Below are 26,545 nucleotides of genomic sequence, written 5' to 3' on the forward strand. Positions count from 1 at the left end.
CCCTTTTTTTTATCTCATTATATTTAGATATATGCCAAAGATTACATACTTAGAAGATAATGGAAAGTCTCATACCATAGAAGTTTCTAACGGGCTGAGTGTAATGGAGGGCGCTGTTCAAAACGACATTCCTGGAATTGATGCTGATTGTGGTGGTGGAATGGCTTGTGCTACTTGTCATGTTTATGTCAAAGAAGAATGGTTTGATAAACTTCCAAAAAAAGAAGACGGAGAAGAAGACATGTTAGATATGGCGTTTGAACCAAAACAAAACAGTAGATTGAGTTGTCAAATATTAGTTTCAGATGAATTAGATGGACTAACAGTTAGCATTCCATCAAAACAAGGTTAAATGATTAAAACAGATGCATTAATAATTGGCGCAGGTCCAACAGGATTATTTTGTGCTCATCAACTAGGTTTAATTGGATTGAATTGTGAGATAGTTGATAATTTAGATAAAATTGGAGGCCAATGTATTGAACTTTATCCAGACAAACCAATTTATGATATTCCAGCAGTTCCAGAATGTACTGGAGAGGAATTAACTAATAATTTAATCAAACAAATAAAGCCTTTTAATATTAAATTTCATCTTAATGAAAGAGTAGAAGAAGTTAATAAAGTTAATAATAAGTGGATTGTAAAAACAAATAAAAATAAAGAGTTTGAAACACCTAATATAATTATTGCTGGTGGTGTGGGATCGTTTGAGCCAAGAAAATTTTCGCCAAAAGAATGTGAAAAATATGAAAATCGATCTTTATTTTACTCAATTAAAGATAAAACAATTTTTCAGGATAAAACAATTTCAATATTTGGAGGAGGAGATTCAGCATTAGATTGGGCAATTGAATTATCAAAAAGCTCATATGTAAACTTAATACACAGAAGAGATGAATTTACAGGAGCTCAATTGAGTATAGATAAAATTAAAGAATTAGAAAAATCTGGAAAACTAAAAATTTATACTAAATACCAATTAAACTCAGTTAAGGGAGAACAAAATATTAAATCAATAGAAATAAAACATGACGACGAAAGTTTAAAAGAGTTAGAAACAAATTATGTTTTGGGCTTTTTTGGACTGATTATGAAGCTTGGTCCTATTGTAGACTGGGGTTTAAACTTAGATAAAAAAACAATTCCCGTTAACACAGAAAATTTTGAAACAAACCTAAATGGTATATTTGCAATCGGAGATATTTGTACCTATCCTGGAAAACTAAAATTAATACTTTCAGGATTTCATGAAGGAGCTTTAGCTGCTAGAGGATGTTTTAAATATGCTAGACCTGATGAAAAGTTAAGATTTGAATTTACTACCACATCAAAGGCAGCCCAAGAAAGACTTGGCGTTAAAAAGTGATAGAATTATTTACAGCAGATACTCCAAACGGAAAAAAAATTACAATAATGTTAGAGGAAATAGGTTGTGATTTTAAAATTACTAAAATTGATCTGTCAAAAGATGAACAATTTAAAACAGATTTTAAAAAGATAAGCCCGTTTGGAAAAATACCAGTAATTATAGATCACGAAAATGGACAGTCATTATTCGAGTCTGGAGCAATACTTATATATTTAGCAGAAAAATATAATAAATTTTATGAAACAAAAGATCGAAATGTTATAAATCAATGGTTGATGGCACAGATGGGAATTATTGGACCAATGATCGGGCAACATCATCAATTTCATCATTATAATCCTGGTAAAAGTGAATTTGGAGAAGAAAGATATTTTAAAATTACAAAAAGAATTTATAGCGAATTGGATGAAAGATTATCTTCATCAAAATACTTAGCAGGAAATGAATATACGATTGCAGATATTGCAACTTGGCCATGGATTGCAAGACATGAATGGCATGATATTGGTCTTAAAAATTATAACAACTTAACTAGATGGTATTTAGATATTGCAAAAAGAGAAGCTGTTATAAAAGGGTATGATCTTTATAAGATCGGTAGTCAAATTCCAAAAATATAAAATTTTATTTTTTTATCTCGATATAAACCTTAAAAAAAGTTTCTTTTGTAGAAGTGCCCCATATTTTTTTATTAATTTTTCCATTAAAATGATAATATTCAGATCGATCTTTACCATCCAAAATATCAAGCTTAATTGATCCATCTAATACCCCATCTTTATTTATTGATATCATGGCTGTTTTTAAAAATTCTTTTGGACCAGTTTTAAGCTTACTTTCTTTTACTAAAAAAAATAATTCTCCATCTTTTACTTCAAGTTTACCATTTCCAATTTTGGTTTTATTTTCTTCTGATGATCTATATAATTTAAATTTATACTTTCCATCAAATAGATTTGATTTTTTTTTAGTTTTTATTTCATTTTTAGAGAAGTGTTCAATTACTTTAGTATTACTTTTTTTATCCATCCAATTAGTGACTGCTTCTTGGAGACTAATATTAAAATAATTTTTTTTATAAGTTTTATCATCCCAAGCTAAGACATGCCCCCAATCTTCAAAACCTGATACTTTTCTTTCCTCAGCTTCAATACTGAATCCAGCGTTATAGAAATCTATATCTTTTTTAATAGCTATTTTAATTGCTTCTTTATCTTTTACACCTTTTGCGTATTTGTCACCTATATTCCAAATTAAAAATACATCATTGATATTATTTTTTTCAAAATTTTCTCGAGAAGGGAAACAAGATACCCAGCTATCATTGCACAACTTCATAGAACTTCTGTATAAAAAACTTCTGTCATGTTTTTTTTCAAAATCTTGATAAAATTTTTTAGTTTCATTATCGAACCAAAAACTATCAACAATTATTCGTACATTTTTAAATTCACTTATTTTTTTTGCATTAAATCCAATTCCAATTGCTCCTGCCGAATAACCTGCAAAAATAATCTCATCAGCTTTTTTTAATTTTGAATAAATCTGATCAATTACGCTCTCAAAAATGACACGACCTTTGAATGGAACTTCTTTATTATTAATCAAATTGATATGATTTCCTTGAAAAAGATCACTTGAGCAATATGGAATAAAAACCATATTGTAATCTCTTTTTTCAAGATCTTTTTCTATTCCTTGATTGAAAATATGGGCTTTTTGTTCTGGCTCTTTCATGTTTTGAGATCGATTAATATATTCATCATTATTTCTGGCCACTCCACCACCAGGTAAAATAATAACCCATTTATTTGAGTTACCTTTTTTAATTGTAAAAGTAGCTCGTTCCCCGTTATTACAAACTGCGTTATGATTGTTAATAAAATTCAACTCGCTTGCTTGTAGGAAATTTAATTTAAAGATTAATACCATTAATATAAAAATTATTTTTTTCATAAGATTAATAATCTCCTTCTTATTTCTTTTACTTTTTCCTTTGAAAAAATATTAATTGGAGACACAAATCCTTCATCTTCATATTGTTTAAGTTGATTTGGTGAAAGATAAGCCATATTATTTTTAAACTTTATATGAACGCAACAATTTCTTCAATAAATTACTGTCCAGTTAAATCTGTTTCATTTCAGATGATTGAAAGTTGTAAAATCAAAAAAAATATTGGAATTATTGGAGACAGAGTATTTGCATTTGCTAAAAATCTTGATTTGGAACAGGCAAAATTATTTGAAAAAAATCCAGATGAAAGAAAAGGTAAATGGAATAAAATTTTAACTCTTAAAAATTCACCTGCCTTGAATAAATATAATTTTTTATTTAAAGATCAAAAGTTAACATTGACATTTAAGGATCAAGAAATTTTAACTATAGACATCAATCAATTAAGTGAGAGAGAAGCACTTTCAAAAAAAATCATAGAATTAGAAAACTTCCTAGAACAACCAATAGTTTTGATGCAAAATAATCAATTTCCTTTTTTTGATACATCAATTTCAAATAAAGTAGATTTTGTTAATTCAATTTCACTTTTAAATGTTCAAAGCATCAATGATTTTGAGAAAAAAACTAATAAAAAGATTGAAGCCTCAATATTTAGGGGAAATATTTGTATTGATGGAATTAAGCCTTGGAAAGAACGTGAATGGATTGGTAAAATAATTAAAATTAATAACGTTTCTTTTAAAGTTGAAAAAAATATACCAAGATGTATAGCAATTAATTTAAAGCCACAAACTGATGATAGTTATTTTAATTTTCTTCAATCGTTAAAAAATTTTTATAATCACTTTGATATGGGGATATATTTAACAGCTTTAAATGATGGTAAGATAGAAGTTGGCAATAAACTAGAGTATTAATAAAAAGAGGTCTTAAGTATTAATTTTGAAGTTTTAGTCGTCAGCGTATACTTTTTCATCTTTTTCATGCTTTTCTTGAGCAGCAATACAAAGATGGGCAACTGGTCTTGCCATCAATCTTTTTAATCCAATTGGCTCAGCAGTTTCTGCACAAAATCCAAAAGTTTTATCTTTTATTCTCATTAAAGCTTGGTCAATTTTAGAAATTAATTTGATTTGTCTATTAATTGCTTTCATTTCTACAGTTTTATCTGTGTAAGAACTTGCTTGATCAACAATATCTGCTGAAACACTATTGTCATCCATTGACCCATTGTACAGAGCTTCATTATTTGCTTTTACCAATTCTTTTTTCCATTCAGTAAGTTTTATCTTAAAAAAAGATAAATGTTTATCGCACATATATTTTTCTGTTTCTTTTGGGATATATGTTTTTGAAATTTTAATTGGTGCCTTTACTTTGATTTCAGGTGTACTATTTTTTTTTATTACTTTAGTAGCTTTTTTGACTACAGCAGCAACTTTTTTTGTTTTAGCTATTGTCTTTTTAGTAGATGGTTTTGAGATTTTAGGCATATGTATAAATTTAGTGGCCGGAGTATATTCAGCAATTAATACGTGTCAAGCAAGCTTAATTCATATAAAATCAATGAAATGTTAATCAATAAAAACAATATAAATAAATTGTTTTATAGTTTTCTTATAATTCATTTAATTTTATGGACATTGATTCCAACATTAACAAATAATAATTTACCACTTGATACAATTGAAGCCTTGGCTTGGGGAAGTAATTTAGATTGGGGATTTAATAAACATCCACCAGGAAGTGCATTTTTTCCAGAAGTTATTTATCAAGCATTTGGTTCACAAGACTGGTTTTATTACTTGTTAAGTCAATTGTTTGTAGTAACTGCATTTATTATTGTTTTTAAATTTGCTGAAGAACTTTTTAAGAATAAAACTTTAAGCTTAATATCGATACTTCTTTTAGAGGGTATTTATTTCTATAATTTTACAACACCTGAATTTAATGTGAATGTTTGCCAATTACCTTTTTGGTCGTTGTGTGTTTATTATTCTTGGAAAATATTTGATAAAAAAGTAATAAACTTTAAACATTGTTTTTTACTTGGAGTTTTTGCAGCTATAGGTTTTTTATCAAAATATCTTTTTGTTTACCTTCTAATATCAATAGTCCTATTATTTTTTTATATAATCTTTGTAAAAAAATATCAAAAATTTGATTTTAAATATCTAATATCTTTAGAGGTCTTTATTGTTTTATTAATTCCTCATTTAATTTGGTTAACTAACAATGATTACATTACGATTACATATGGGCTAGCCAGAACAGGGCTTGAGAATTCAAGTTTATTAGATCATATAACTTACCCTTTAATATTTTTAGGTAAACAAATAGGAATACTAATTCCATTTTTTTTAATGTCGTTTTTTTTAATAAAAAAAATTAAGTTAAAAGTAACTTTAAAAGATAAGAAGCTATTGTTCTTAATATTTATTAATCTAATTCCAATTGGATTAATGTTCTTAACCTCCATGTTAACAGGGTCTAAAATAAGAACAATGTGGATGACCCCATTTTATTTATTTTTTGGTGTATTTATTATCTATATCTTTCAAGCACAAATAAATCTTAAAAAGTTAAATGGGTTTATATCAACATTTTTGATTTTATTTATTTTTTCACCTTTTGCTTATGCCTATATTTCAATTACTGAAACTGACAAAAGAACAGATTATTTAGGTAAAGAAATAGCGATTAAAACTGAATACTTATGGAAGCAAAATTATACATTGCCAATTAATGTTGTCCTTGGCGATGAATGGCATGCTGGAAATTTATCATATCACCTAAATTCTAGACCAGTTTGGGAAGGGCTTATTACAAAAGATAAGCTTAATTCATTGTCAAAATATATTTGCATCGATAATATTTGTGTAGGAAATAGATGAACAAAATAACAATTTTAATACCCATATTTAATGATTGGCAGTCAGTTTTTAAGCTTCTAAAAGATATTAACTTTCAAGTTTCAACATTAAGTGATGAGTTTTCAGTAATAATAATCAACGATGCCTCTATCGAAAATAAACCAGAGTTTCCAACAGATTTAAATAATTTAAAGTCTGTTCAAATTATTAATATGAAAGATAATAAGGGTCACGCTAGATGTATTGCTTCTGGGCTTAAATATATTTATGAAAAAAAAGAATTTGACTATGTGATACCAATGGATGGTGACGGAGAAGATAGACCTGAAGAAATTAAAAATTTTATAGAGCTTACAGATCAATCAAAGGATAAATCAATAGTGGGTGAGAGAATAAAAAGATCAGAAAGTTTATTCTTCAAGATTTGTTATCTATTTCATAAATTCTTAACATTTGCCTTTACTGGTCAGTCTATACGATTTGGTAATTTTACTTGCTTGTCAAAGATAACAGTTGAGAAAATGATCAATGAAAAAGCAACATGGAATAGTTTTTCTGGTTCTTTAAAAAAAGTAGAAAAAGATATGTTATCAATACCTTCAATTAGAGGTACTAGATATTTTGGACCATCAAAGATGAGTTTTTTTAATCTATTAAAACATTCTTTATCAATCATTAGTGTTTTTAGAAAAACTGTTTTAATTCGTTCAGCTTTGTTTATTATTTTTTATATTCTTCTTATAAAAAGCTATGCTTCAGTAATTACCTCTATACCTTTGGTGTTATTATTAATTATGATTTACTCAATTTCAACTCTTGCTTTAAGAGAAAACCTAGACGAATTTGACAAATCCCTAGAAAATATCAACAGTATTGATAAAATTAAATAATTAAAATGAAGAATTTTTTTAGAAAAGTAGCGTTTGGATTAAAACCTGATGAGAAAGCCCCATCAGATCCATTAGGCTGGGCTCAAAAACAAGTAGAAGCAATTTCTGATTTAAATTGGAAGGGAAAACATATTTATTCGGAAAAAGAAATGAGAAAATATTGGATTACCCAAAGAGTTGAAGAAAATACAACTTTAAGAAAAAAATTTAAAAATGATCCACAAGGTTTTGAAAGAGCAGAGAAACAGCTAGAGTATGATACAGGTGGAAAATATTGGCCTAACAATGAAATTTGTATAAGACATGCAGAAGGAGTAAGAAGCAATAACCCTGTACTTGCAAAACTTTGGTATTTTTGGACTAATCATTTCACAATAAGTCAAACACAAAGACTGCATCAATATTCAACTGGGGCTTATCAAAGAGAATTCATAAGAGCTAACATGGACAAAAATTTTGAAACAATGGTTACTGAAGCAACCATTGCTTGGCCAATGATAATGCATTTAGATAATAAAGATAATATTGGTCCCAAATCTGAGAGTGGTAGACAAGAGTGGAGAAGAAAAGAAAAAAAACCAGCGACGCTTAATGAAAATCATGCAAGAGAATTAATGGAGCTTCACACAATATCTCCTAAAGGAGGATACTCACAAGAGGATGTTCAAGAACTTGCAAAGATTATGACTGGGTGGAGGCCTAAATGGACAAAAAAATCTGATCATGGAACAGACATAAAATTTATGTCTGATCGCCATGAACCCGGAAAAAAAAAAGTTTTAGGAAGAGAATATAAAAAAGGAAGAAAAAGTTTAAAGATTGTAATTAAAGACCTAGTAAATCATCCCTCATGTAGAGAATTTATTGCAACAAAGCTTTGTAGATATTTGATTACTGATAATCCAACAAAAGACATGATTGTTCCAATTATAAAAGCATGGGAAAGGTCAGATGGATATTTACCTGAAGTTCATAAAGCTGCAATTAAAGTTGCCTTTGAATATAATGACAAATATCAAAAATTCCAAAATCCTGAAAATTGGTGGTTACAAGTAATTAATATGTCAGGCGCTGGATATGCTTATCCTGTTCCAGAAAAAATGATGGATAAATTTCAATTAGGCTATCCAGTTGCTCAAAATTTAAGAGAATCTGACTGGCGTTTAGAAGATATAGGATGTCATCCATACAGATCGCAACAACCCAACGGATACTCTGATATCTCAACTGATTGGTTGTCTACTGAATTAATAATCAGAAGATTGATGTATGCTAAAGAAGCTTTTTTTAAATATAAAATTAAAGATCAATTAGATGACAAGATTCATGAAAAAATTATACGAACAAATTTTGATAATCCAGATAAAATATTAAAGATAGTATCAAAAGCTAAGAGTAATGAAGAAAAACATATGATTTTGTTCAATCTACCAGAGGTATTAAGAGCATGAAGATATCAAGACGAGATTTTTTAAAAGGTTCTGCTACAACCTTATTTTTAGCAGGATTTAACCTTCCAGCTTTAGCAACTGTATCAAAGAAAAAAAACTTAGTAGTTATTATGTTGCGTGGAGGAATGGATGGTCTTTGTGCAGTTCCGGTAATTGGAGATAAAAATTTTGAAAAGAGAAGAAAAAATATTCTAATTGAAAATACAATTAAACTTAATTCTGATTTTGCATTACATCCACGATTAAAAGGATTTAATGAGTGTTGGAAAGAGAACACAGGGTCAATAGTCCATGCAACCAGTATTCCCTATACACAAAGATCACATTTTGAAGGTCAAAATTTAATGGAGACTGGAGGAAGAGTTGCTTATAAAGAAAAAACAGGATGGGTTGGTAGAGCCATGAAACTTGCAAAACTTCAAGGTGATGGACTAGCACTTTCACTACCAATGCCTTTGTTACTAAGAGGTGTACCAAAAAATAACAATTATTTTCCAGCTAGTGGAAGACTTCCACGAAAAGAAACTTTGGATCTTTTAAGATCAGTTTATGCTGAAAGTTCTGAAGATGAACTTTTAGAAATGATGAATTACATAAAAAAAAGAAAAGATGAGCAAATGATGGGTGGTTCCTCAGGTCATGGAAAAAGAAAAAATAAAAATCTTGCAAAACAAGCTGCGGTATATTTAAGAAAATCAGATGGTCCGAGAGTTGCTGTATTTGAAGTTAATGGCTTTGATACTCATGCTGCACAAGGTGGAGTAGATGGTACCCATACAAAATGTTTAGTTGAAATGGACGATATTATTAAGAATTTAAAAGAAAATCTTAAAGAAGCTTATAATGATACAGTTATTTTAACAGTGACTGAGTTTGGAAGAACAATAAAACAAAATGGTGGAAATGGAACAGAGCACGGTTATGGAACAGCAATATTTATGGCAGGGGGGTTATTAAAGAAAAGCCAAGTACATACTGATTGGCCAGGGCTAAAGAGAAAAGAAATGTATGATGGTAGAGATCTTAATGCAACAATTGATGCTAGATCAGTTTATGCATCAGCAATGTCGACAGTGTTTGACTTAGACTTTAAGCGTATCCAAAAAGATGTGTTTTGGGGTGAAGACTTACAAAATTTATCTGACAAGTTATTTAAAGCTTAATTAACAGTCATCTTTAATTAGCTCTAATCGTTGGTAGTGAATGAAAATCAGCTGTATCTATCTTGGAGGAGTGCTCTCTTTTCATATTCCACTTCTTGTTAACTCCAGCGCTAGCTAAACTCAATGTTGATCGTCCATACTTATAATTTGTGCTATCAATAGATCTCATTAAGCCTTTAATTTTCTCATCTTTTTCAGTGGAAAATAGATTTGTACTGCCACTTGAATTAACTAAACCAGTCAATGTTATTCCTGCTTTTTGATATCTGTATCCATTAATAAAGATTTCATTTAATGCAATCAAAGCAGTTTTAACTATTTCAATACTATTATTGGTAGCTATTGGAAAATCTATAGTTTTAGCATTTGAATAATACACCCCTCTATTTTGAAAAGGGCTTGTTCTAACAGACACAGTTATTGATTTTGCTATTAAAGATTCTGATCTAATTTTTTCTGAAGCATTTAAACAATAACTTGCAACTGCCTCTTCTAACTCTTGAAACTTTTCAACCCTTGTACCAAATGACCTTGACACTACACAACTTTTTCTTTTTGAAGTTTTAGTTTCTAGTGGGATACAAGGAATACCTCTAAGTTCTAAGGCAGTTCTGGAACTTAAAACGTTAGAACTTTTTTTAATCCAAGTATTTGACATATTTTTTAATTGTTTGGCATTATAAATTCCATTTTGATGATAAAATTTTGTCATCTGTTTACCAACTCCCCACACATCGTTGATATCTATTTTTTCTAATAGTGGATCAATATTTTCAATTCCTATCAAGTTTGTAACACCAGATTGTTTTTTCTTTGCTATATGATTTGCAATTTTGCTTAGTGTTTTTGTTTTAGCAATACCAATGCTAGTTGGAATTCCTGTCCATTGTAAAACAATGCTTCTAATTTCTTTCCCCACATCTTCTACTTCATCATCTGGATAATTACTCAAATCTAAAAAAGCCTCATCTACTGAATATATTTCTAATTCAGGATTAAATCTTTTTAAAGTTCTCATCACTCTTCTTGATAAATCTCCATACAAAGAATAATTTGAAGAAAATACATAAACTCTATTTTTAAGTATTATTTCTTTAGCTTTAAAGTAAGGCTCACCCATTTTAATACCAAGAAACTTTGCCTCATTTGATCTTGCAATAATGCAGCCATCATTATTCGACAATACGACAACTGGCTTATTTCTAATCTTAGGATTGAATAATCTTTCACAGGAAACATAAAATGAATTACAATCTACTAATGCTATTTTCTTAGTACGTTGAATGGATGACATAAGTCACAACTCCCCAAATAAACACTTCAGTTTCATCTCCAATAATTATTTTATCTTCAATATTTTTTGAACCTGATGTTAAAAATTGACCATCTTTTGATTTAACAAAACTTTTAACAACTAACTCATCATGAACATTTGCAACCACTGTTGAAAAATTTTTAGGTTTTAAGCTTCTATCAATAACTAATAAGTCACCATCATAAATACCAACATCAGTCATCGATTTTCCCTGAACTCTAATGATAAAAGTTGCAGGAACATTTTTGATTAAGTGAATATTAAGATCTACATCTTCTTCAATGTAATCTGTTGCAGGAGAGGGAAAGCCAGCTCCAGCTTTATGTAAGTAAAAGGGAATAGTTAATTTCATGTTCTTGTTTTGTTCTAATCTATAGACTAGTTATACAGTACACGCAATAGGTTGTATTTTGAGTCTGTAACTGAATCAAAGGTGAATCAAAACGTGAACATTGAAACTACATTTTGTGCTCTTGTGGATAACTTCAACCAGAGATAGTTTAAGCTTCATATTAAAATGAAAAAATTTCTATCAATTGTGTTTCTTGGCTTAATTATAACTTCTAACAGTATGTCATATGAAGAAGCAAACTATGAAGTAGTGAAAAAAAATGAAGTTTATGAAATCAGAAAATATTCTGATCGTTTAGCAATTGAAACAGATATATCAAATGAAGGCAACAGTTTTAGAAAATTATTTAACTACATATCAGGCAACAATGATAAAAATGAAGAGATTAAGATGACAACACCAGTCACCCAAATAGAAAAAAAAGGAAATATGACCATGCAATTTTATTTACCTTCAAAATTTAATAAAGAAAACATACCGAGCCCGTCTAATACAGATGTTAAAATATTAAATATTAAAGGTGGTTATTATGCGGTTATTAGATACTCAGGAAGGGCTTCTGATAAAAATTTTATTAAACATAAAAGCATTTTAGAAAATGAATTAAAAAAAGATAATATGATAATTTTGAGCCCACCTATTAAAGCAACTTACGATGGACCTTTCACACTACCCATGAACAGAAGAAATGAAGCAATGTTTGAAATAAATATAAAAAATAAAGGAGAAATATAAATGAAAAAACTAACATGTCACTGTGGAGAAGTAGAAGCAGAAATAAACGTGCCTGATAACTTAGAAAAAGTTTTAAAATGTAATTGTTCTATTTGTAAAAGAAAAGGAGCAATAATGTCTATGGTTAAGAACGAAGATTTTAAAATAATTAAAGGTGAAGATAAGTTAAAACTTTATCAATTTCATTCAAAAATTGCGAAACACTATTTTTGTTCGAACTGCGGAATTTACACACATCATAATCCAAGGGCCAATCCAGCTATGACAGGATTTAATCTTGGATGCGTAGATGAGATAAATACGTTTGAATTAGAAAATGTTGCAGTCAACGATGGGCAAAATCATCCTCTAGACAATAAGTAATTTTTTATGCAAGCAGTTAATGATTGTTTTAAAAAAGTAAAAAAAGATTGTTTTAAATTTATCTCTTCTCAAGAAACAAAGAAGGATAAATTTAAAAATAAAGATAAGATGATCAAATCTTTTTTAATACCTGTTAGTTTTTGGATAGCAAAAAAAGTTAATAAAAAAAAACCATTAATGATAGGTTTGGCTGGAGGACAAGGGTCAGGCAAAACAACTATCTCATCAATTTTAACTTTAATTTTAAAAAAATATTTTAAGTTAAATGTTTTTAAAGTTTCTATTGATGATTTTTATAAAACAAGAAAAGACAGAATATTATTGTCTAAAAATAAACACCCTTTATTAATGACAAGAGGAGTACCAGGAACTCACGATGTAGATTTAATGTTAAATTTTTTTAAACAGATTAAAGATAAAAACTTTAAAAGTTTACAAATCCCAACATTTAATAAAGCAATAGATGATAGGTGCCAAAAGAGTTTGTGGTATAAAATCAAAACAAAGCCTGATGTGGTCATTTTTGAAGGTTGGTGCGTTGGAGCAAGAGCCCAATCAAGTAGCCAGCTTAAAAAACCAATTAACTCACTTGAAAAAGTTTATGATCAAGGAACTAAATGGAGAACCCATGTTAACAATCAATTAAAAACTAAATACAAAACCTTATTCAAACAATTAGATGGATTACTGTATCTAAAGGCTAAAAACTTTAGCTTATTAAGAGAATGGAGATTAAAACAGGAGAGAAAGCTCTGGGTTCAAACAAAAAACAAGAAAAATCTAAAGATTATGAGCAGTGGAGATGTGATAAACTTTATGCAAACTTATCAAAGAATTACTCAACAAATGTTTAAAGATGCGATAAAAAGCTCATCAGTTATAATGAATTTAAATAGTAATCATCAGATTGAAAAAATAAAATTTAAAAAATAATGAAAAAAATAATATTAATATCTTTAGCTATTATTCTTTTTAATGGAAAAGCTTTTTCAGTACCTTTATCAAAAGCATTGTTACAAGCGTACAATGAAAACCCGGTATTAAATGCAGAACGTGAAAATATTCAAGTTTCTAGAGAAGATGTAAAAATATCAAGAAGTGAATTTTTACCAAGTGTAACACTGTCAGGTTCTAAGAGCCAAGAAAATACAGAAAAACTAACTGATGGAACAGGTGCTAATTCTTCTTTTACTGATGTCGATCCAAAAACTCAATCAATAAATATTGAGCAAAAATTATTCCAAGGATTTGCAGGTATAGCCAGCATGGAAAAAAGTAAAATTGGATTAACTTTAGCTGAGGCAAAACTTTTAAAAACCGAACAGGAGATTTTGTACCAAGCTATTGAAGCTTATTCAGGTTTAGTTTTTTCTGATGAAAAACTTAAGATTAATCAAGATAACGTTAACCTTTTAAAGAGGCAAGTTGAGACCAATCAAGCAAGATTAGAAAGAGGTCAAATTACTATATCTGATTTAGCACAATCTGAGTCTTCACTTGCAGGTGCACAAGCACAATTTTTACAAGCAAAAAATGAAACAATTACAGCTAAGCTAACCTATGAAAAAATTATAGGCCCAATTGTAAATACTAATACTTTGAGCAAGAATTCAGATTTAACTTTTGAATTACCAAAAGATTTAAATGAAGCAATTGAAATTTCAAAAACAACTAATCCAAATTTAATTATTTCAAGGTTAGAGTATGAACAATCTGAACAAGATGTAACTATAGCCAGATCTGATCTATCACCGTCTGCATCTTTATCCTTTAATAGTTCAAAATCAGACAATGTAAGTTCAAGTATTGGAGAGCGTGATAAAGAAATATTAAAAGCAACTATTTCATGGCCAATTTTTAATGGTGGAAAAAATACTGCCTCATTAAATAAAAGTAAAAATTTGAAAAATAGAAAAAAATTATTATTAGATAATACCTTAAAAACAAATGATGCAAATATTGCAAGTGCATGGTCAAGCTTTCAAGTATCAAAAAGTTTATTGAATTCAGTTACTGCGCAAGTTAAAGCTGCAGAAACGGCAAACGAAGGAATAACAGTTGAATATGAAACAGGTCTTGGAAGATCTACACTTGATGTTATTCAGTCAAACTCAATTTTATTAAACTCAAAAATAAGCCTAGCAAATTCTGAAAGAAATTATTTACTTTCACAATTTAAACTTCTTCAAGCCATTGGTTTGTTGAATAGCAATTACTTAAAAATACAGTAATTAAGCCATTTTATTATAAAAAAAATAACTATTGAAAATAAGAACAAAATGTGTACATTTAAAAGACGATTCGAACACTAATTATTTAATAAAAAAGGCATAAAATGACTAAAAACAACCTAAAAGTAGTTAAATCTACAAAAGCGCAACAATCAGAAGGCAACGAAAAAAACAAAGCTTTGGACGCGGCAATGAGCCAAATTATCGATAATTTTGGAAAAGGATCAGTAATGAAACTTGGCCAAAGAAGAGCGATGGACGTCGAGTCTATTTCAACTGGATCATTAAGTTTAGATGTAGCGCTTGGAATAGGTGGTTTACCAAAAGGAAGAGTTATTGAAGTCTATGGACCAGAATCATCTGGTAAAACAACTTTAGCATTGCAAGTATTAGCAGAAGCCCAAAAAGCTGGAGGAATTTGTGCGTTTATAGATGCAGAGCATGCCTTAGATCCAATTTATGCAAAAAAACTTGGTGTAGATACTGAAGAATTATTAATTTCACAACCTGATACTGGCGAACAAGCTCTAGAAATAGCTGATACTTTAGTTAAATCAGGATCGATTTCTGTTATCGTAATTGACTCTGTTGCAGCGCTAACACCTAGAGCTGAAATTGAAGGAGAAATGGGAGATCACCATGTAGGACTTCAATCAAGATTAATGAGTCAGGCTTTAAGAAAACTAACAGGCTCAATCTCAAGCACGAACACAATGATGATTTTTATTAACCAAATTAGAATGAAAATTGGAGTTATGTTTGGAAGTCCAGAGACTACATCTGGTGGAAATGCACTTAAGTTTTATTCATCTGTTAGAATGGATATTAGAAGAATTGGTGCCATTAAAAATGGAGATGAAATTATTGGTAACTCAACAAGAGTTAAAGTGGTTAAAAATAAAGTAGCACCACCATTTAAAGTTGTTGAATTTGACCTAATGTACGGCAAAGGTATTAGTAAAGTGGGTGAATTAGTTGACCTTGGTGCAAAAGCTGACATTGTTGAAAAAGCTGGAGCTTGGTATGCTTATAAAGGTGAAAAAATTGGCCAAGGAAGAGAAAATGCTAAAATTTATTTAGAGCAAAATCCTCAAATTGCTGCAGAAATTGAAATGGCAATTAGAGAAAAGGCTGGAGTGATAGCAAAAAAAATTGAAGGTAATCCACTAGATCCAGAAAAAGCAGCAAAAGATCAAATAGAGGAGCCTAAACTGGAAACAAAGGAAGAAGTAACACCTCCATCTAAAAAGAATTAGTTAAAGTCATCTTTAATTATTAAAAGGCGCTTAATTTAAGCGCCTTTTTTCCCTACACTTATCTAGACATCAAATAAAAAAGCTGTATTTTAATTATATGGCTGACAAAACACTAAATCAAATTAGAACAACTTTTTTAGATTATTTTGAAAAAAATGATCACAAGATTGTTGAATCTAGTAATTTAGTTCCAAATAATGATCCGACATTAATGTTTGCAAATTCAGGAATGGTACAATTTAAAAATGTATTCACTGGATTAGAAAAAAGAGACTATGTAAGAGCAACAACTTCGCAAAAATGTGTAAGGGCAGGTGGTAAGCACAACGACCTTGAAAATGTAGGCTATACACCAAGACACCATACATTTTTTGAAATGCTTGGAAATTTTTCATTTGGAGATTATTTTAAAGAAGAGGCAATTAGTTACGCATGGAATTTAATAACTAAAGAGTTCGGAATTGATAAAAATCGCCTGTATGTAACAGTTTATCATGACGATGAAGAAGCATTTAACTTTTGGAAGAAAATAGCTGGTTTTAGTGATGATAGAATAATCAAGATAGCAACGTCAGATAACTTTTGGTCAATGGGTGATACAGGGCCTTGTGGACCATGTTCTGAAATATTTTATGATCACGGTGATCATCTAGAGGGTGGTTTACCTGGTACTAAAAACGAAGATGGTAATAGGTTTATAGAAATATGGAATTTAGTATTCATGCAATATGAGCAAATTTCAAAAGATAAGAGAATAAATTTACCAAAACCATCTGTGGATACGGGTATGGGTCTTGAGAGAATAGCGGCACTATTACAGGGAACACACGATAACTACGAAACAGATCATTTTAAAAAACTAATACTATCTGCATCTGACACATTAAACGTTAAAGTAACTGATGACAATCAATCAAGCTTTAGAGTAATAGCAGATCATTTACGAGCAAGTTCATTTTTATTAGCAGAAGGAGTTTTACCTTCTAATGAAGGCAGAGGATATGTGCTTAGAAGAATTATGAGACGTGGAATGAGACACTCACATTTACTTGGTTCTAAAAAACCAGTTTTCTATAATATTTTTAAAACGCTTCTAGAAGAAATGTCTAATAATTATCCAGAACTTGAAAGAGCACAATCTTTAATAAAAGAAACATTAAAAACAGAAGAAGAAAAGTTTTTGGTTTTATTAGATAGAGGGATAAAAATATTAAATGAAGAGCTAGAGAAAGTAGAAAAGATATTGCCTGGTGAAGTGGCATTTAAGCTTTATGATACATTTGGTTTTCCATTAGATTTAACTGAAGATATTTTGAAAAATAAATCACTGACGGTAGATGGGGAGAAGTTTGATTTATTAATGAAAGAAAGCAAAGAATTAGCAAAAAAAAATTGGAAAGGATCAGGAGATAGTTCGGTAGACCAAATTTGGTTTGATATAAAAGATCGTTTAGGGGCAACTGATTTTTTAGGATATTCTACAGATAAAGCAGAAGGTGTAGTCACTTTAATTCTTAAAAATAATAAAGAGGTTCAAGATCTACAAAAAAACGATGAAGGCATTATAATAACAAATCAAACACCTTTTTATGGAGAGTCAGGAGGACAAGTTGCAGATACTGGAATAATCTCTAATGAGACTTTTGAATTTGAAGTGTCTGATGTTCAAAAAAAACTAGGGGATTTATTTGTTCATTACGGAAAAGTTAAAAAAGGTTCAGTTAAATTAAAAGACAGTGTTGAATTAAAAATAGATACACAGAGAAGAAATAATATTAGAGCTTACCATTCTGCCACTCATTTATTGCACGAAGCATTAAGAAGAGTTTTGGGTGAGCATGTAACCCAAAAAGGATCTTTAGTTCAATCTGATCGATTAAGATTTGATTTTAGTCATATGAAACCTATTTCAGACGAAGAGATTAGAAAAATTGAACATTATGTAAACTCAATAATTGAAAAAAAGTCAGAGGTGAAAACAAGAATAATGACACCTAAAGAAGCTGTTGAAAATGGCGCCCTAGCATTATTTGGGGAAAAATATGGTGATGAAGTTAGAGTTTTGTCTATGGGAGATGAAGAAGGTAAATTTTTCTCAACTGAATTATGTGGAGGAACTCACGTTGTAAACACAGCTGATATTGGAAAATTTAAGATTATTAGCCAATCTTCTATTGCTGCAGGCGTAAGAAGAGTTGAAGCATTAAGAGACGCACAGTTAATTGATTTTTTAAAGGAAAAAGAAAACCAATCCAATTTGTCGGATCAAAAAAATGAGGCAGTTATAAAAGAATTAGAGACAAAGATTATTAAATTAGGAGGAAAACCTAATCTTCAAAACAAGGATCAAGTAACTTTAATAAAAGACCTTAATAGACAATTTGATCAACTTTCAGTTATCTCAATATTAAAAGATAAAGATAAAAATAAAATCAACGATCAAACTATTAATGGATTTAAAGTTAGATTTCAAAATATTATGGATTTACCATTTAAGGATTTACGTAAGCTAATCGATGAAGGCAAAAAAGAAATTGGTGAAGGGTTAGTTATAATTTATGCAATCAATGATAATAAAGTTGGCTTAGCTGTAGGTGTTACCAAAACATTAGAAGAAAAGTTTGATGCTGTTAAAATTGTTAGAGCTGGTTCAGAAGTTATTGGGGGTAAAGGCGGTGGTGGCAGAGCTGACTTTGCACAAGCTGGAGGAACTTTGCCTGATAAAATTGAAGAGTCTTTTGAAAATATTAAAAAACTAATTAATTAAGCTTTTTCTTAAGCTGACCATCTAATTCATCTAAAAATTGATTAGTCGTTAGATAATTACTTGAGGGCCCAATTAAAATTGCCAAATCTTTTGTCATTGATCCATTTTCAACACAATCAATACAAACTTTTTCTAATGTAGTTGAAAATTTAATCAAATCTTCATTACCATCTAATTTTCCTCTATGTGCCAAACCTCTAGTCCAAGCAAAAATTGAAGCAATTGGATTTGTAGAAGTCTCTTTACCTTCTTGATGCATTCTGTAGTGTCTAGTTACAGTTCCGTGAGCTGCTTCTGCTTCCATAGTTTTTCCATCTGGTGCAAGAAGAACACTTGTCATTAGCCCTAATGATCCATAACCTTGAGCCACAGTATCAGATTGAACATCTCCATCATAATTTTTACAAGCCCAAATATATTTACCACTCCATTTCATAGCACAAGCAACCATGTCATCAATTAGTCTATGCTCATAAGTAATGTTAAGTTTATCAAAATCAGATTTAAACTCTTTATCAAAAATATCTTGGAAGATATCTTTGAACCTACCATCATAAATTTTTAAAATAGTATTTTTAGTAGAAAGATAAACGGGCCATTTTTTAATTATTCCATAGTTAAAGCAAGATCTTGCAAAGTCTTCTATAGATTTATCTAAATTGTACATCGATAAAGCAATTCCTGGTCCAGGAAAGTTAAAGACCTCATATTTAATTTCATCACTGCCATCTTCTGCAGTCCATTTTATTTCCATTTTACCTTTACCGGGTACTTTAAAATCTGTTGCTCTATATTGATCGCCAAAAGCATGTCTTCCAATAATTAAGGGGTCTGTCCAAGTTGGAACAAGTTTTGGAATATTTTTACAAATTATAGGCTCTCTAAAAACTGTGCCTCCAAGAATATTTCGTATCGTTCCGTTTGGAGATCTCCACATTTTTTTTAATTTAAACTCTTCAACTCGTGCTTCATCCGGAGTAATTGTTGCACATTTTATACCAACACTATGTTCTTTAATTGCGTTAGCAGAATCTATTGTTATTTGATCATCGGTATCGTCACGACTTTTCATACCAAGATCGTAGTATTTAATATCCAAATCTAAATAAGGCAAAATCAGTTTACTTTTGATGAATTCCCAAATGACTCTAGTCATCTCATCACCGTCTAGTTCAACAACTGGATTTTTAACCTTTATTTTAGCCATAAATGAATAATATATATTAGTAATTGTAATTTAGTGCTTTATATACATATTAATAAAAAATTATCAAATAGAAGCTTATGTTAGAGAAAATTTTCCCAAAAATTCATTCTGAAGGTTACAAATTTTTAGCGATAGCTATCATTGTAACAATATTTTTATATGTCCTGAGCACTTTTCTAGGATTAATTGGTCTAGTATTATCGATATGGGTTTATTATTTTTTTAGAGATCCAGAGCGAATTTCAATAAATGATGAAAACTATCTAACCAGTCCTGCTGACGGTGAAGTTTTGATGGTCCATGAAGTAGATGGTCCAAAAGAATTAGGTTTAGAAGATAGAAAATTTACTAAGATTAGTATCTTTATGAACGTATTTGATTGTCACGTAAATCGAACTCCTTGTGAAGGTAAAATTTCAGAAATACTTTATAAGCCTGGAAAATTTTTAAATGCATCACTTGATAAAGCAAGTGAAGACAATGAAAGAAACTATTACAAGATAACAAATACTCATGGCGAAGAAATAATAGTTGTTCAAATCGCCGGTTTAATTGCCAGAAGAATTGTTTGCGAATCTTCAAAGGATCAACAATTACAACAAGGTGAAAGAATTGGTATGATTAGATTTGGAAGTAGAGCTGACGTTTATTTTGAGAATTATGAATCGTTAGTTAAAGTTGGACAAAAAACAATTGCTGGTGAAACACTATTAGCTAAAAAGTAGCTTATGGAACAACCAAAAAATAATTTTAAAATAGTATCAGATAAAAAAGCTAGAATGCTTTTGCCTAATGCACTGACATTAATAAATGTGTGTATTGGATTAAGTTCCATTAAATTTGCATTAGATGAAAAGTTTGAATTATCTATTATAGCTATTATTTTTGCCGCAATTTTTGATGCATTAGATGGCAGAGTTGCAAGGATGTTAAAAGGAACTTCTTTAGTTGGAAAAGAATTAGACTCATTGGCGGATTTAATTAGCTTTGGAGTAGCTCCTGCTTTTATAATGTATTTTTGGTCTTTAAATAATTTAGGTAAATTTGGCTGGTTACTCACAATGATTTTTGTAGTTTGTGTTGCTCTTAGACTTGCAAGATTTAATGTAAGTTCAAACTCTGAGCCATCATGGAAAGACAATTACTTTGAGGGTGTGCCGTCACCTGCAGGTGGAATTTTGGTATTGATGCCTTTAATATTAAGTCTAAGCGAGATAAATTTAATCAAAATTAATTACGATATAGTAGTACCAATACTGTTTATTTTGATATCATTTTTATTGATCAGTAAAGTACCTACATTTTCATTTAAAAAAATTTCTATTCCTCGTCACTTGACAATTTTTGCATTGTTTGGTGTTGTTTTATTTTTTGGACTTTTGTTAATATACACATTTAAAGTTTTGGTCATTTGTGGATTAATCTATATTTGCTTAATTCCAGTTGGATATTTTAGTTATCAAAAAATTTATAAACAGAAAATTTTAAATGGTGAAAGTGACACTAAAGAAGACCTTGAAGACATTCTATAGATGAAAAAAAATGTAATTGTATCTCTGGCAGACTCAAATTACTTTGAATTACTTAATGAATTGGTCGATTCTATTAAAAGTTTTGAACAAAGCAAAGATACAGCAATTTGCATTCTAGATGCAGGTTTATCCGAGCAACAAAGAGATATATTATCTAAAAAAGTAGACGAAATTAAATCAGCCGAATGGGATATTGATGTTCCAGCATTTAAAGTTAAAGGAAGAGAATGGTTAAAGAGTCAAGTGTCTAGGGCTTTCTTACCAAAATATTTTCCTAGTTATGAAAAATTCTTATGGATAGATTGTGACGCTTGGGTAGGAGATTGGAATTCAATAGAGCTTTATTTTAAGGCCTGTGAAGATGGAAAATTAGGAATTACTCAAACCTTTACACCAGGATATAAAATAATGTCCAAAGTTAAATGGATATTTGGACAATTAGCAATAATTAAATCTCAAAATTTTAAACATGCAATAAAGTCAAAAATTGGAATAGATAAAGCGCGGAAGCTTGCTTTCGCCCCACATATTAATATTGGTGTTTTTTCTTTAGAAAAAAATTCAGTTGGCTGGACGACTTGGCAAAAAAATTTAGAACAAACACTTAAAGCTGGAAATATTTTTGGTTCAGAACAATTGGCTATTAACATGTCAGTTTACATTGACGATTTAGAAACAGAGTTCCTACCTCATAATTGCAATTGGTTAGTTAGTAATCTTTTACCAAAATTTAATGAAAAAGAAAAAAGCTTTGTGGAGCCTTACTTGCCCAATCATAAACTGGGTATAATACATCTTGCATCTGGGATTTGGGATGGAGATAAAGACATGAGATTACATAGAGAAGTAAAGATAGATATAAAAACTTTAGAGGGTAAAATTTTATCAAAAAGCTTAAGGTTTGGTCATTAATTGAAAAAAAATAGAATTTCTAAAAACTGGATTAATAAACAAAAAAGAGATATTTATGTTAGACAATCTCAGGTAGACGGGTATCGAGCCAGATCAGCATATAAATTAATAGAAATAGATGAAAAATTTAAGATATTTAAAAATGGAATATCTGTAATCGATTTAGGGGCATCACCTGGTAGCTGGTCTCAATATATTTCAAGAACAGTAAAAAGTGGAAGGTTGGTTTCAATCGACTTAAAAGGTATGGAAGAAATTGAGAATACAATCCAAATCAAAGGTGATTTTACTGATTTAGAATCTCAAGAAAAAATAAAAGCTTTATTCAAATCAAAAGTGGATGTTGTTGTCTCTGATATGGCTGTAAATACAACGGGTATAAAAGATATAGATGCAATTTATACTGGTGAACTTGCAATGGAGGCTATGAATTTTTCCAAAGAAATGTTGGTTAAAGAAGGACGATTTGTCTCTAAGATTTTTCTAGGCTCATCATTTAACGAAATTGTTGCTTTGGGCAAAAAATTATTTAAAGAAGTGAAGGTGTTTAAACCCAAGTCTAGCAGAAAAGAATCTAAGGAAAGTTTTATTATTTGTAAAATCTTAAGATAGGGACTTTTTTTTTGAGGGGAATCATATATAAATGATTATGGATCCTATAAAAGAAGCTCTCACTTTTGACGATGTTACAATGGCACCAAAATACTCAGAAGTTTTACCTTCTGAAGTTGATACCAGCACTAAATTATCATCCAATTTAACATTAAAAATACCTTTATTATCCTCTGCAATGGATACAGTTACTGAGAGTAAAATGGCAATAGCAATAGCTAAAGCTGGAGGCATTGGTGTAATTCACAGAAATTTGGATATTAAAAAGCAAGTTGAAGAAATTAAAAAAGTTAAAAAATTAAACTTATTAGTTGGTGCGGCAGTTGGAGCTGGTCCTTTAGAACTTAAAAGAGCAGAAGCAATTTTAAAAGAAAAAGTGGATTTAATTGTTGTGGATACAGCTCATGGACATAGCAAAAAAGTAGCTGAAATTATTAAAGCTATAAAAAAATTAAAAACAAACAAAACAACTCTATGTGCTGGAAATATTGCAACAGCTGAAGCAGCAAAATTTTTAATAAAATTAGGAGTAGATATTATTAAAGTTGGAATAGGGCCAGGATCAATTTGTACAACTAGGCTAGTCGCTGGCATTGGTGTACCACAATTAAGTGCGATCCTTGCAGTTAAAAAAGGTGTTAAAAACAATAAAGTAAAAATAATTTCAGATGGTGGAATTAAATATTCAGGTGATTTAGCTAAAGCATTGTCAGCAGGTGCCGATGCTATAATGATTGGATCTTTGTTTGCAGGAAGCTTAGAAACACCTGGAAAACTAATTAAAAAAAATGGTAAGTTATTTAAAAGTTTTAGAGGAATGGGATCAGTTGGTGCGATGAATAAAGGATCAGCTGATAGATATTTTCAAACCAAACAAAAAGATATATCTAAATATGTTCCAGAAGGAGTAGAAGGTTTTGTGAAATATAAAGGTGATGTGAAAAGTATAATTTATAAATTAATTGGAGGATTAAAATCATCTATGGGATATCTAGGTGCAAAAAAAGTACCAAACCTTAAAAATAAACCAAATTTTGTAAAAATAACTAAGGCTGGTTTTTATGAAAGTATGGTTCATAATGTTGATCAAGTTAAAAATGAGAGCAAGTATTAATGAGAACAATAAATAAATTAATAATTGTCCTATTTATAATTTTAAATTTTGGAAGTTCTTCTTTTGCAGAAAATAACTTTTTTGAAGAAGGAAAAAATAAATACGATGAACAAAAATATGAAGAATCTAAATTTTTATTTCAAAGAAGTATTGTTTTTAACCCTAAGGACAAAGATTCATATTTGTATTTAGCAAAAATTTATAATTTTGAAGAGAACAAAAGAGAAGAACAAAAAAATATAGATACAGTGTTATTACTTGATCCAAAAAATGAAGAAGCAAACTACATGCTTATGGAAATAGAGTTAAAAAGATCTAATTATTCCAAAGTAAAAGAACTAGCAGATAATTTTTCAAAAATTTGCAATAAATTGTGTGATAAGAAAAATTCTATTTTAGAATCCTTAAAGAATTTGGAACCTAAAAATGAGTCTTAGTAATAATTTAAGTAAAATCTTAATAATCGATTTTGGTTCTCAATTTACACAATTAATTGCAAGAAGAGTGAGGGAATTAGGGGTTTTTTCAGAAATTGTAAGTCATAAAAAAATAAAAATAGCTCAAATTACAAGAGATAATATTGCTGGAATAATACTGTCTGGTGGACCTCTTAATGTTTACGAAAATGATAAATTTAAATTTGATAAGAAGATATTAAAACTTGGAATTCCAGTCCTGGGTATATGTTTTGGACATCAGATATTGTCAAAACTATTAGGTGGCAAAGTTAAAAAATCAAAACATAGAGAATTTGGTTTAGCTACTATAAACAAAGTATCCAATAGTATTTTAACTAAGAATTTTTTTAATAAAAATAATAGAAGTGATGTTTGGATGAGCCATGCTGATCAAGTATCAAAAATGCCAAAAAATTTTAAAATTATAGCTTCTACAAAAAACTCTAAATTAACAATTATTGAAAATATTAAAGAAAATTTTTATGGTGTACAATTTCACCCTGAAGTAACACACACTAATAAAGGTAAAATTTTATTAAGAAATTTTGTCTTTCTTATTTGTAAAATTAAAAAAAACTGGTCATCAAAAGATCAAAAATTAAAATTAATTAATGAAATTAAAGAACAAGTAGGTGACAACAAAGTAATTTGTGGATTGTCGGGTGGTGTGGATAGTAGTGTGGTTGCACAATTATTAAGCAAAGCAATTGGAAAAAATTTAACTTGTATTTTTGTTAATAACGGTCTCTTAAGAAAAAATGAAGAAATACAAGTAGTTAATACTTTTAAGAAAAAATTAAAAATTAATTTGATTTATGTTAATGCAGAAAAAGAATTTATTAGAAAATTAACAAATGTATCTGATCCTGAAAAAAAACGAAAAATTATTGGTAATCTATTTATTAAAATATTTGAAAGATATGCTAATAGAATTAAGAATGTTAAATTTCTTGCTCAGGGCACTCTTTATCCAGACTTAATTGAAAGTAAATCTGTGACTGGCAGTCAAACTTCAAAAATAAAATCACATCATAATGTAGGGGGCCTTCCTAAAAGAATGAAATTAAAATTAGTAGAACCTCTTAAATTTTTATTTAAAGATGAAGTTAGAAAATTAGGATTAGAACTTAATTTATCTAATGACATAATCTCTAGACATCCATTTCCCGGTCCTGGTCTAGCTATTAGAATGCCCGGTATTATAACCAATGAAAAAATTAAAATTTTAAAAGAGGCTGATTTCTATTTTATAAAAGCTTTAAGAGAGCATGGGTTATATGATAAAATTTGGCAAGCATATGCTGCACTCCTACCAGTAAAAACTGTTGGTGTTATGGGTGATAATCGAACTTACGAACATATTTGTTTGTTAAGAGCAATTACCTCTGAAGATGGAATGACTGCTGATTTTTTTGATTTTCCTAAAGGTTTTATGCAATCAATCTCTAATCAAATTATTAATAATATTAGAGGTATAAACAGAGTTGTTTATGATGTTACTTCAAAACCACCTAGTACCATTGAATTAGAGTAATACTTTACTATAGAGTACATAATATTATGAAATATTTACACACCATGATCAGAATCTCAGACGTGGAAAAATCATTAGATTTCTACTGTAAGGGATTAGGTTTAATTGAAACTAGAAGAATGGAAAATGAACAAGGCAGATTTACTTTAATTTTTCTAGCAGCACCTGGCGATGAAAAAGCTGAACTAGAGCTAACCTACAATTGGGATGGTGATCAGTTAGGTGATGGATCTCGTAATTTTGGTCACTTAGCATACCGTGTTGAAAATATTTATCAAACTTGTGAGAGACTTCAAGATATGGGATATACAATTAATAGACCACCTAGAGATGGTCATATGGCATTTGTCAGATCTCCAGACAATATTTCTATAGAAATCTTACAAGAGGGTAATTTAGAGATTAAAGAACCTTGGGCCTCAATGAAAAATGAAGGTGTTTGGTAAAAA

At 29.6% G+C, this 26,545-nt stretch carries 27 protein-coding genes; 22 read left to right on the forward strand and 5 right to left on the reverse strand.

Annotated features, from left to right (window positions below):
- The first annotated feature begins 31 nt into the window (after positions 1-31).
- From AC5SLW_RS01205 to AC5SLW_RS01215, 3 genes are read left to right on the forward strand one after another with little or no spacing between them, the layout of a single operon-like run.
- Entirely contained in the window at positions 32-352 is a 321-nt protein-coding gene (locus AC5SLW_RS01205) for a 2Fe-2S iron-sulfur cluster-binding protein (RefSeq protein WP_011281820.1), read from the forward strand.
- Positions 353-1,369 carry an NAD(P)/FAD-dependent oxidoreductase gene (locus AC5SLW_RS01210; protein WP_006997277.1) on the forward strand — a complete coding sequence of 339 codons (1,017 nt, stop codon included), beginning with the start codon at positions 353-355 and terminating at the stop codon, positions 1,367-1,369.
- Positions 1,366-1,992 carry a glutathione S-transferase family protein gene (locus AC5SLW_RS01215; protein ID WP_494575394.1) on the forward strand — a complete coding sequence of 209 codons (627 nt, stop codon included), beginning with the start codon at positions 1,366-1,368 and terminating at the stop codon, positions 1,990-1,992. The genes AC5SLW_RS01210 and AC5SLW_RS01215 overlap by 4 nt, the downstream gene beginning before the upstream one ends.
- A 4-nt stretch (positions 1,993-1,996) precedes the next feature.
- Here the strand turns inward: AC5SLW_RS01215 and AC5SLW_RS01220 are convergent, their stop codons facing one another.
- Positions 1,997-3,328, reverse strand: a complete 1,332-nt coding sequence (locus tag AC5SLW_RS01220; RefSeq protein WP_018413905.1) for a pectin acetylesterase-family hydrolase — start codon at positions 3,326-3,328, stop codon at positions 1,997-1,999.
- A 134-nt stretch (positions 3,329-3,462) separates the two neighbouring features.
- On the opposite strand from AC5SLW_RS01220, the gene AC5SLW_RS01225 reads away from it, so the two are divergent.
- Positions 3,463-4,248 (forward strand): MOSC domain-containing protein, encoded by a 786-nt coding sequence (locus AC5SLW_RS01225; RefSeq protein ID WP_494575397.1) that lies wholly within the window; start codon positions 3,463-3,465, stop codon positions 4,246-4,248.
- 33 nt (positions 4,249-4,281) lie between these two features.
- Here the strand turns inward: AC5SLW_RS01225 and AC5SLW_RS01230 are convergent, their stop codons facing one another.
- A complete protein-coding gene (locus AC5SLW_RS01230; protein ID WP_494575399.1) occupies positions 4,282-4,824 on the reverse strand; it encodes a TraR/DksA family transcriptional regulator in 543 nt (180 codons plus the stop codon).
- A 42-nt stretch (positions 4,825-4,866) separates the two neighbouring features.
- On the opposite strand from AC5SLW_RS01230, the gene AC5SLW_RS01235 reads away from it, so the two are divergent.
- The 4 genes from AC5SLW_RS01235 to AC5SLW_RS01250 are packed head-to-tail and all read left to right on the forward strand — an operon-like array spanning position 4,867 to position 9,708.
- Positions 4,867-6,225: a glycosyltransferase family 39 protein gene (locus AC5SLW_RS01235; protein WP_494575401.1), complete on the forward strand. Its 1,359-nt coding sequence runs from the start codon at positions 4,867-4,869 to the stop codon at positions 6,223-6,225.
- The gene (locus AC5SLW_RS01240; RefSeq protein WP_494575403.1) at positions 6,222-7,094 is read left to right on the forward strand and encodes a glycosyltransferase; all 873 of its coding nucleotides are present in this window, start codon (positions 6,222-6,224) and stop codon (positions 7,092-7,094) included. Before AC5SLW_RS01235 ends, AC5SLW_RS01240 begins: the two co-directional genes overlap by 4 nt.
- 5 nt (positions 7,095-7,099) lie before the next feature.
- Positions 7,100-8,545 carry a DUF1800 family protein gene (locus tag AC5SLW_RS01245; protein WP_018413910.1) on the forward strand — a complete coding sequence of 482 codons (1,446 nt, stop codon included), beginning with the start codon at positions 7,100-7,102 and terminating at the stop codon, positions 8,543-8,545.
- On the forward strand, positions 8,542-9,708 hold the full coding sequence (locus AC5SLW_RS01250; RefSeq protein WP_494574188.1) for a DUF1501 domain-containing protein: 1,167 nt from the start codon (positions 8,542-8,544) through the stop codon (positions 9,706-9,708). Before AC5SLW_RS01245 ends, AC5SLW_RS01250 begins: the two co-directional genes overlap by 4 nt.
- A 13-nt stretch (positions 9,709-9,721) precedes the next feature.
- Here the strand turns inward: AC5SLW_RS01250 and AC5SLW_RS01255 are convergent, their stop codons facing one another.
- The gene (locus AC5SLW_RS01255) at positions 9,722-11,002 is read right to left on the reverse strand and encodes a Y-family DNA polymerase (protein ID WP_494575405.1); all 1,281 of its coding nucleotides are present in this window, start codon (positions 11,000-11,002) and stop codon (positions 9,722-9,724) included.
- A complete protein-coding gene (locus AC5SLW_RS01260) occupies positions 10,980-11,375 on the reverse strand; it encodes a LexA family protein (protein ID WP_494575407.1) in 396 nt (131 codons plus the stop codon). The genes AC5SLW_RS01255 and AC5SLW_RS01260 overlap by 23 nt, the downstream gene beginning before the upstream one ends.
- Positions 11,376-11,540: 165 nt before the next feature.
- Here AC5SLW_RS01260 and AC5SLW_RS01265 point away from each other — a divergent pair, with 165 nt between their 5' ends.
- The 6 genes from AC5SLW_RS01265 (at position 11,541) to alaS (ending at position 18,727) form a co-directional block, all read left to right on the forward strand.
- Positions 11,541-12,110 carry an SOUL family heme-binding protein gene (locus AC5SLW_RS01265; RefSeq protein WP_494575409.1) on the forward strand — a complete coding sequence of 190 codons (570 nt, stop codon included), beginning with the start codon at positions 11,541-11,543 and terminating at the stop codon, positions 12,108-12,110.
- Positions 12,111-12,473, forward strand: coding sequence for a GFA family protein (locus tag AC5SLW_RS01270; RefSeq protein WP_018413915.1), 363 nt, complete (start codon positions 12,111-12,113; stop codon positions 12,471-12,473).
- 6 nt (positions 12,474-12,479) lie between these two features.
- Complete coding sequence (locus AC5SLW_RS01275; RefSeq protein WP_484014169.1) at positions 12,480-13,406, forward strand: uridine kinase; 927 nt, start codon at positions 12,480-12,482, stop codon at positions 13,404-13,406.
- Positions 13,406-14,704: a TolC family outer membrane protein gene (locus AC5SLW_RS01280; RefSeq protein ID WP_018413917.1), complete on the forward strand. Its 1,299-nt coding sequence runs from the start codon at positions 13,406-13,408 to the stop codon at positions 14,702-14,704. The genes AC5SLW_RS01275 and AC5SLW_RS01280 overlap by 1 nt, the downstream gene beginning before the upstream one ends.
- Before the next feature lie 104 nt (positions 14,705-14,808).
- Entirely contained in the window at positions 14,809-15,960 is a 1,152-nt protein-coding gene (gene recA / locus AC5SLW_RS01285; RefSeq protein ID WP_006997263.1) for a recombinase RecA, read from the forward strand.
- Between the two features lie 97 nt (positions 15,961-16,057).
- Entirely contained in the window at positions 16,058-18,727 is a 2,670-nt protein-coding gene (alaS, locus tag AC5SLW_RS01290; RefSeq protein WP_018413919.1) for an alanine--tRNA ligase, read from the forward strand.
- On the opposite strand, the gene AC5SLW_RS01295 is transcribed toward alaS, so the two are convergent.
- On the reverse strand, positions 18,720-19,934 hold the full coding sequence (locus AC5SLW_RS01295; protein WP_006997261.1) for an NADP-dependent isocitrate dehydrogenase: 1,215 nt from the start codon (positions 19,932-19,934) through the stop codon (positions 18,720-18,722). The genes alaS and AC5SLW_RS01295 overlap by 8 nt on opposite strands.
- Before the next feature lie 77 nt (positions 19,935-20,011).
- Here AC5SLW_RS01295 and AC5SLW_RS01300 point away from each other — a divergent pair, with 77 nt between their 5' ends.
- Genes AC5SLW_RS01300 through AC5SLW_RS01335 form a run of 8 tightly spaced genes read left to right on the forward strand, consistent with a single transcriptional unit; the run spans position 20,012 to position 26,542 of the window.
- Positions 20,012-20,659 carry a phosphatidylserine decarboxylase gene (locus AC5SLW_RS01300; RefSeq protein WP_011281835.1) on the forward strand — a complete coding sequence of 216 codons (648 nt, stop codon included), beginning with the start codon at positions 20,012-20,014 and terminating at the stop codon, positions 20,657-20,659.
- Between the two features lie 3 nt (positions 20,660-20,662).
- Positions 20,663-21,466, forward strand: a complete 804-nt coding sequence (gene pssA, locus AC5SLW_RS01305; protein WP_494575413.1) for a CDP-diacylglycerol--serine O-phosphatidyltransferase — start codon at positions 20,663-20,665, stop codon at positions 21,464-21,466.
- Positions 21,467-22,378 carry a glycosyltransferase gene (locus AC5SLW_RS01310; protein ID WP_006997258.1) on the forward strand — a complete coding sequence of 304 codons (912 nt, stop codon included), beginning with the start codon at positions 21,467-21,469 and terminating at the stop codon, positions 22,376-22,378.
- The gene (locus AC5SLW_RS01315) at positions 22,379-22,990 is read left to right on the forward strand and encodes an RlmE family RNA methyltransferase (RefSeq protein ID WP_006997257.1); all 612 of its coding nucleotides are present in this window, start codon (positions 22,379-22,381) and stop codon (positions 22,988-22,990) included.
- A gap of 37 nt (positions 22,991-23,027) precedes the next feature.
- On the forward strand, positions 23,028-24,104 hold the full coding sequence (gene guaB / locus AC5SLW_RS01320; protein WP_006997256.1) for an IMP dehydrogenase: 1,077 nt from the start codon (positions 23,028-23,030) through the stop codon (positions 24,102-24,104).
- Complete coding sequence (locus AC5SLW_RS01325; protein ID WP_006997255.1) at positions 24,104-24,541, forward strand: tetratricopeptide repeat protein; 438 nt, start codon at positions 24,104-24,106, stop codon at positions 24,539-24,541. Before guaB ends, AC5SLW_RS01325 begins: the two co-directional genes overlap by 1 nt.
- On the forward strand, positions 24,531-26,096 hold the full coding sequence (gene guaA / locus AC5SLW_RS01330; protein WP_494575416.1) for a glutamine-hydrolyzing GMP synthase: 1,566 nt from the start codon (positions 24,531-24,533) through the stop codon (positions 26,094-26,096). The genes AC5SLW_RS01325 and guaA overlap by 11 nt, the downstream gene beginning before the upstream one ends.
- Positions 26,097-26,122: 26 nt before the next feature.
- Positions 26,123-26,542, forward strand: coding sequence for a VOC family protein (locus tag AC5SLW_RS01335; protein ID WP_018413924.1), 420 nt, complete (start codon positions 26,123-26,125; stop codon positions 26,540-26,542).
- Positions 26,543-26,545 lie beyond the last annotated feature (3 nt).

The sequence above is a fragment of the Candidatus Pelagibacter sp. PS_40 genome, assembly GCF_059417765.1.

What these genes read in the sequence shown, in the direction of transcription:
- AC5SLW_RS01205 (WP_011281820.1), top strand. Translation starts at nt 32, where the DNA reads ATGCCAAAGATTACATACTTAGAAGATAATGGAAAGTCTCATACCATA.
- AC5SLW_RS01210 (WP_006997277.1), top strand. Translation starts at nt 353, where the DNA reads ATGATTAAAACAGATGCATTAATAATTGGCGCAGGTCCAACAGGATTA.
- AC5SLW_RS01220 (WP_018413905.1), bottom strand. Translation starts at nt 3,328, where the DNA reads ATGAAAAAAATAATTTTTATATTAATGGTATTAATCTTTAAATTAAAT.
- AC5SLW_RS01225 (WP_494575397.1), top strand. Translation starts at nt 3,463, where the DNA reads ATGAACGCAACAATTTCTTCAATAAATTACTGTCCAGTTAAATCTGTT.
- AC5SLW_RS01230 (WP_494575399.1), bottom strand. Translation starts at nt 4,824, where the DNA reads ATGCCTAAAATCTCAAAACCATCTACTAAAAAGACAATAGCTAAAACA.
- AC5SLW_RS01240 (WP_494575403.1), top strand. Translation starts at nt 6,222, where the DNA reads ATGAACAAAATAACAATTTTAATACCCATATTTAATGATTGGCAGTCA.
- AC5SLW_RS01245 (WP_018413910.1), top strand. Translation starts at nt 7,100, where the DNA reads ATGAAGAATTTTTTTAGAAAAGTAGCGTTTGGATTAAAACCTGATGAG.
- AC5SLW_RS01250 (WP_494574188.1), top strand. Translation starts at nt 8,542, where the DNA reads ATGAAGATATCAAGACGAGATTTTTTAAAAGGTTCTGCTACAACCTTA.
- AC5SLW_RS01255 (WP_494575405.1), bottom strand. Translation starts at nt 11,002, where the DNA reads ATGTCATCCATTCAACGTACTAAGAAAATAGCATTAGTAGATTGTAAT.
- AC5SLW_RS01260 (WP_494575407.1), bottom strand. Translation starts at nt 11,375, where the DNA reads ATGAAATTAACTATTCCCTTTTACTTACATAAAGCTGGAGCTGGCTTT.
- AC5SLW_RS01265 (WP_494575409.1), top strand. Translation starts at nt 11,541, where the DNA reads ATGAAAAAATTTCTATCAATTGTGTTTCTTGGCTTAATTATAACTTCT.
- AC5SLW_RS01270 (WP_018413915.1), top strand. Translation starts at nt 12,111, where the DNA reads ATGAAAAAACTAACATGTCACTGTGGAGAAGTAGAAGCAGAAATAAAC.
- AC5SLW_RS01275 (WP_484014169.1), top strand. Translation starts at nt 12,480, where the DNA reads ATGCAAGCAGTTAATGATTGTTTTAAAAAAGTAAAAAAAGATTGTTTT.
- AC5SLW_RS01280 (WP_018413917.1), top strand. Translation starts at nt 13,406, where the DNA reads ATGAAAAAAATAATATTAATATCTTTAGCTATTATTCTTTTTAATGGA.
- recA (WP_006997263.1), top strand. Translation starts at nt 14,809, where the DNA reads ATGACTAAAAACAACCTAAAAGTAGTTAAATCTACAAAAGCGCAACAA.
- alaS (WP_018413919.1), top strand. Translation starts at nt 16,058, where the DNA reads ATGGCTGACAAAACACTAAATCAAATTAGAACAACTTTTTTAGATTAT.
- AC5SLW_RS01295 (WP_006997261.1), bottom strand. Translation starts at nt 19,934, where the DNA reads ATGGCTAAAATAAAGGTTAAAAATCCAGTTGTTGAACTAGACGGTGAT.
- AC5SLW_RS01300 (WP_011281835.1), top strand. Translation starts at nt 20,012, where the DNA reads ATGTTAGAGAAAATTTTCCCAAAAATTCATTCTGAAGGTTACAAATTT.
- pssA (WP_494575413.1), top strand. Translation starts at nt 20,663, where the DNA reads ATGGAACAACCAAAAAATAATTTTAAAATAGTATCAGATAAAAAAGCT.
- AC5SLW_RS01310 (WP_006997258.1), top strand. Translation starts at nt 21,467, where the DNA reads ATGAAAAAAAATGTAATTGTATCTCTGGCAGACTCAAATTACTTTGAA.
- guaB (WP_006997256.1), top strand. Translation starts at nt 23,028, where the DNA reads ATGGATCCTATAAAAGAAGCTCTCACTTTTGACGATGTTACAATGGCA.
- AC5SLW_RS01325 (WP_006997255.1), top strand. Translation starts at nt 24,104, where the DNA reads ATGAGAACAATAAATAAATTAATAATTGTCCTATTTATAATTTTAAAT.
- guaA (WP_494575416.1), top strand. Translation starts at nt 24,531, where the DNA reads ATGAGTCTTAGTAATAATTTAAGTAAAATCTTAATAATCGATTTTGGT.
- AC5SLW_RS01335 (WP_018413924.1), top strand. Translation starts at nt 26,123, where the DNA reads ATGAAATATTTACACACCATGATCAGAATCTCAGACGTGGAAAAATCA.